This is a genomic window from Haliea sp. E17 (assembly GCF_048323675.1).
GTDB lineage: Bacteria > Pseudomonadota > Gammaproteobacteria > Pseudomonadales > Halieaceae > Mangrovimicrobium.
Map to the genome: position 1 here is coordinate 1 of NZ_JBLWFK010000013.1, position 5,758 is coordinate 5,758.

Here is a 5,758-nt window from a genome sequence, read left to right on the forward strand (position 1 = left end):
CAAAGTAAAACGCCCCGACCATTACTGATCGGGGCGTTTTGATTAGGAGCCTGGCGATGACCTACTCTCACATGGGGAGACCCCACACTACCATCGGCGATGCATCGTTTCACTACTGAGTTCGGGATGGGGTCAGGTGGTTCCAATGCTCTATGGTCGCCAGGCAAACTGGCTTGACGGCTTTCGGTCTTATGCGCTGCTGCGCGGCCTAGTCCTCGTCAAATAGGGTGGTAAATCAAGCTTCTGTTCTTCGGTGCTCACACACCATGACTCAATCACAACATCCAGTGTCATCTCTTTCCCACCGATCCGTATCACCAGCGGCCACAAGGCCCGCCGCATGATGCGTCCGATAGCAAATAACTTGGATTATATGGTCAAGCCTCACGGGCAATTAGTACTGGTTAGCTCAACGCCTTACAACGCTTCCACACCCAGCCTATCAACGTCGTAGTCTTCGACGGCCCTTTAGGGACTTCAAGAGTCCAGGGAGAACTCATCTTGGGAGGGGCTTCCCGCTTAGATGCTTTCAGCGGTTATCCCGTCCGAACATAGCTACCCGGCAATGCATCTGGCGATACAACCGGAACACCAGAGGTTCGTCCACTCCGGTCCTCTCGTACTAGGAGCAGCTTCCCTCAATTCTCCAACGCCCACGGCAGATAGGGACCGAACTGTCTCACGACGTTCTAAACCCAGCTCGCGTACCACTTTAAATGGCGAACAGCCATACCCTTGGGACCGGCTTCAGCCCCAGGATGTGATGAGCCGACATCGAGGTGCCAAACACCGCCGTCGATGTGAACTCTTGGGCGGTATCAGCCTGTTATCCCCGGAGTACCTTTTATCCGTTGAGCGATGGCCCTTCCATTCAGAACCACCGGATCACTAAGACCTACTTTCGTACCTGCTCGTCTTGTCAGACTCGCAGTCAAGCGCGCTTGTGCCTTTACACTAACCTCATGATTTCCGACCATGATTAGCGCACCTTCGTGCTCCTCCGTTACACTTTGGGAGGAGACCGCCCCAGTCAAACTACCCACCACACACTGTCCCCGATCCCGATAAGGGACCCAGGTTAGAACCCCAACATTACCAGGCTGGTATTTCAAGGTCGGCTCCACGATGGCTGGCGCCACCGCTTCAAAGCCTCCCAGCTATCCTACACAAGTAAGGTCAAAGTCCAGTGTGAAGCTGTAGTAAAGGTTCACGGGGTCTTTCCGTCTAGCCGCGGGTACACTGCATCTTAACAGCGATTTCAATTTCACTGAGTCTCGGGTGGAGACAGCGTGGCCATCGTTACGCCATTCGTGCAGGTCGGAACTTACCCGACAAGGAATTTCGCTACCTTAGGACCGTTATAGTTACGGCCGCCGTTTACCGGGGCTTCGATCAAGAGCTTCGCCGAAGCTAACCCCATCAATTAACCTTCCGGCACCGGGCAGGCGTCACACCCTATACGTCCACTTACGTGTTTGCAGAGTGCTATGTTTTTAATAAACAGTCGCAGCCACCTGGTCACTTCGGCCAGCCTCAGCTTAGGGAGCAAGTCCCATCACCAAAACCGGCGTACCTTCTCCCGAAGTTACGGTACCATTTTGCCTAGTTCCTTCACCCGAGTTCTCTCAAGCGCCTTGGTATTCTCTACCTGATCACCTGTGTCGGTTTACAGTACGGTTCCTTGCTATCTGAAGCTTAGAAGCTTTTCCTGGAAGCATGGCATCAACCACTTCGTCCGCGGCTCTCGCCTTGGACTCGTCATCAGCTCTCAGCCTTGGGAACCCGGATTTGCCTAAGTTCCCAGCCTACAACCTTAAACGCGGACAACCAACGCCGCGCTGGCCTAGCCTTCTCCGTCCCTCCATCGCAATAACAAGAAGTGCAGGAATATTAACCTGCTTCCCATCGACTACGCATTTCTGCCTCGCCTTAGGGGCCGACTCACCCTGCGCCGATTAGCGTTGCGCAGGAAACCTTGATCTTCCGGCGGGGAGGTTTTTCACCCCCCTTGTCGTTACTCATGTCAGCATTCGCACTTCTGATACCTCCAGCAAACCTCCCGGTTCACCTTCAACGGCTTACAGAACGCTCCTCTACCATGCATGCAAGCATGCATCCGCAGCTTCGGTTACCAGTTTAGCCCCGTTACATCTTCCGCGCAGGCCGACTCGACTAGTGAGCTATTACGCTTTCTTTAAAGGGTGGCTGCTTCTAAGCCAACCTCCTAGCTGTCTAAGCCTTCCCACATCGTTTCCCACTTAACTGGTATTGGGGACCTTAGCTGGCGGTCTGGGTTGTTGCCCTCTCGACGACGGACGTTAGCACCCGCCGTCTGTCTGCCGTGATTGAACTCCTGGGTATTCGGAGTTTGCATGGGGTTGGTAAGTCGGGATGACCCCCTAGCCCAAACAGTGCTCTACCCCCCAGGGTTAGACACGACGCTCTACCTAAATAGATTTCGAGGAGAACCAGCTATCTCCGGGCTTGATTAGCCTTTCACTCCGATCCACAGCTCATCCCCAAATTTTTCAACATTTGTGGGTTCGGCCCTCCAGTTAGTGTTACCCAACCTTCAGCCTGGCCATGGATAGATCGCCCGGTTTCGGGTCTATTGCCTGCAACTTGACGCCCTATTAAGACTCGGTTTCCCTACGCCTCCCCTATACGGTTAAGCTTGCTACAGACAATAAGTCGCTGACCCATTATACAAAAGGTACGCAGTCACACCACGAAGGTGCTCCCACTGCTTGTACGTATACGGTTTCAGGTTCTATTTCACTCCCCTCTCCGGGGTTCTTTTCGCCTTTCCCTCACGGTACTGGTTCACTATCGGTCAGTCAGGAGTATTTAGCCTTGGAGGATGGTCCCCCCATCTTCAGACAACATATCACGTGTGCCGTCCTACTTGTCGCAAGCTCAGTACCACAAGCGCGTTTTCGTGTACGGGGCTATCACCCTCTGTCGCCGGACTTTCCAGACCGTTCCACTAACGCGCAAGCTATCACTTGCAGGCTCCTCCCCGGTCGCTCGCCGCTACTGGGGGAATCTCAATTGATTTCTGTTCCTCAGGGTACTTAGATGTTTCAGTTCCCCTGGTTCGCCTCTATTACCTATGTATTCAGTAATAGATACCTGCCTTACGACAGGTGGGTTTCCCCATTCGGACATTCCCGGATCAAAGGTTGGTTGCCACCTCCCCGAGACTTTTCGCAGGCTCCAACGTCCTTCATCGCCTCTGACTGCCAAGGCATCCACCGTATACGCTTAGTCGCTTGACCATATAACCGAAGTTATCTGTCCAAGATGACATTTCCCTGACCCCCTTTGGCGTAGGCCAGGTACTTAGTAGATGTACAGCGATCAAACTGTACACCCGCCGGATGTTGTGACGCTTAAGTCACAGTGTGTATTACAACTCGTGTAGCACCGCCGAATTGAGTTAGCGGCACTACAGAACATTTAATCTATGAACTGTATCCTTCACCTGGCCCGAAGACCCTGGTGCCGAATATCAATTCAAAGACTCAGCTTGATTTACCTTGTTAAAGAACGTTCCGGTGTAAAACCAGGCACAAGCACACTCATGGATAACACCATGCACTTGTGTCTGGTCTCAGTGATGCGTTTGGGATCACCATCTACCCCGAAGAGTGAATGGTGGAGCTATGCGGGATCGAACCGCAGACCTCCTGAATGCAAATCAGGCGCTCTCCCAGCTGAGCTATAGCCCCCTTAAGCGGTACTTGCAGCAATCACGATACCTGCCAAGTAAACCAACCTCGCCTCGCGGGAAATTGGTAGGCCTGGGCAGATTTGAACTGCCGACCTCACCCTTATCAGGGGTGCGCTCTAACCAACTGAGCTACAGGCCTAGAAAGACAAGCAGCAGCTCATGATTACTTTCGCATCAACCGAACTGACGAAGACAAATGTGTGGACACTTGAAGAAACAGGTACGTATCGTTTAAGGAGGTGATCCAGCCCCAGGTTCCCCTAGGGCTACCTTGTTACGACTTCACCCCAGTCATGAATCACTCCGTGGTGATCGTCCCCCCGAAGGTTAGACTAACCACTTCTGGAGCAACCCACTCCCATGGTGTGACGGGCGGTGTGTACAAGGCCCGGGAACGTATTCACCGCGACATTCTGATTCGCGATTACTAGCGATTCCGACTTCATGGAGTCGAGTTGCAGACTCCAATCCGGACTACGAAACGTTTTATGGGATTCGCTCCACGTCGCCGCTTTGCTGCCCTTTGTGCGTTCCATTGTAGCACGTGTGTAGCCCAGGCCGTAAGGGCCATGATGACTTGACGTCGTCCCCACCTTCCTACGGTTTGTCACCGTCAGTCTCCTTTGAGTTCCCACCATTACGTGCTGGCAACAAAGGACAGGGGTTGCGCTCGTTACGGGACTTAACCCAACATCTCACGACACGAGCTGACGACAGCCATGCAGCACCTGTCACTGCGTTCCCGAAGGCACCCCTCTATCTCTAAAGGGTTCGCAGGATGTCAAGGCCTGGTAAGGTTCTTCGCGTTGCATCGAATTAAACCACATGCTCCACCGCTTGTGCGGGCCCCCGTCAATTCATTTGAGTTTTAACCTTGCGGCCGTACTCCCCAGGCGGTCTACTTAGTGCGTTAGCTGCGCCACCAGGAAATCAAGTCTCCCAACGGCTAGTAGACATCGTTTACGGCGTGGACTACCAGGGTATCTAATCCTGTTTGCTCCCCACGCTTTCGCACCTCAGCGTCAGTATCGAGCCAGGAGGCCGCCTTCGCCACCGGTATTCCTCCACATATCTACGCATTTCACCGCTACACGTGGAATTCTACCTCCCTCTCTCGTACTCTAGTCGGCCAGTATCGGGTGCAGTTCCCAGGTTGAGCCCGGGGCTTTCACATCCGACTTAACAAACCGCCTACGCGCGCTTTACGCCCAGTAATTCCGATTAACGCTCGCACCCTCCGTATTACCGCGGCTGCTGGCACGGAGTTAGCCGGTGCTTCTTCTCAAGGTAACGTCACAGTTCGCAGGTATTAACTACGAACCTTTCCTCCCAAGTGAAAGTGCTTTACAACCCGAAGGCCTTCTTCACACACGCGGCATGGCTGCGTCAGAGTTTCCTCCATTGCGCAATATTCCCCACTGCTGCCTCCCGTAGGAGTCTGGGCCGTGTCTCAGTCCCAGTGTGGCTGATCATCCTCTCAGACCAGCTAAGGATCGTCGCCTTGGTGGGCCTTTACCCCACCAACTAGCTAATCCTACGCAGGCTCATCTGATAGCGCGAGGTCCGAAGATCCCCCGCTTTCCCCCGAAGGGCGTATGCGGTATTAGCATGGGTTTCCCCATGTTGTCCCCCACTACCAGGTAGATTCCTACGCGTTACTCACCCGTCCGCCGCTCTACTCAGTCCGAAGACCTTTCGCGCTCGACTTGCATGTGTTAGGCCTGCCGCCAGCGTTCAATCTGAGCCATGATCAAACTCTTCAGTTTAATCTTTTACCTCTGCCCCTGGGGGCAAGAGGGGTCATTTACGTGGTTACCCCACGGCAACAACCAAATCTCGGCTCAGACACAATTCGAAATCAAAGTTCTATAAAACATGAATCAATGAGTCACTTGTTGTGTCTGAATAGTCGTACAACTATCCCAACAAGTGCCCACACATCTGTCTTCGTCAACTTGTTAATCAGCTCCCGCAGCGCGCTGGCTTTGGGTTTTGCTTCCGGGTTGTCCCTTCAGCGAGGAGGCG

General features: G+C 53.4%; 2 tRNA genes and 3 rRNA genes. All 5 read right to left on the reverse strand.

The annotated features are described in order from the left end of the window. Positions 1-48: 48 nt before the first annotated feature. A 5S ribosomal RNA gene (gene rrf / locus ACNKU3_RS20585) occupies positions 49-164 on the reverse strand. Between the two features lie 209 nt (positions 165-373). Beyond that, positions 374-3,278, reverse strand: a 23S ribosomal RNA gene (locus ACNKU3_RS20590). A 377-nt stretch (positions 3,279-3,655) separates the two neighbouring features. Then, positions 3,656-3,731, reverse strand: a tRNA-Ala gene (locus ACNKU3_RS20595). Between the two features lie 64 nt (positions 3,732-3,795). Beyond that, positions 3,796-3,872 (reverse strand) — tRNA-Ile (locus ACNKU3_RS20600). Between the two features lie 93 nt (positions 3,873-3,965). Next, a 16S ribosomal RNA gene (locus ACNKU3_RS20605) occupies positions 3,966-5,499 on the reverse strand. Together the 16S, 23S and 5S rRNA genes with 2 tRNA genes alongside form the textbook arrangement of a ribosomal RNA operon. Positions 5,500-5,758 lie beyond the last annotated feature (259 nt).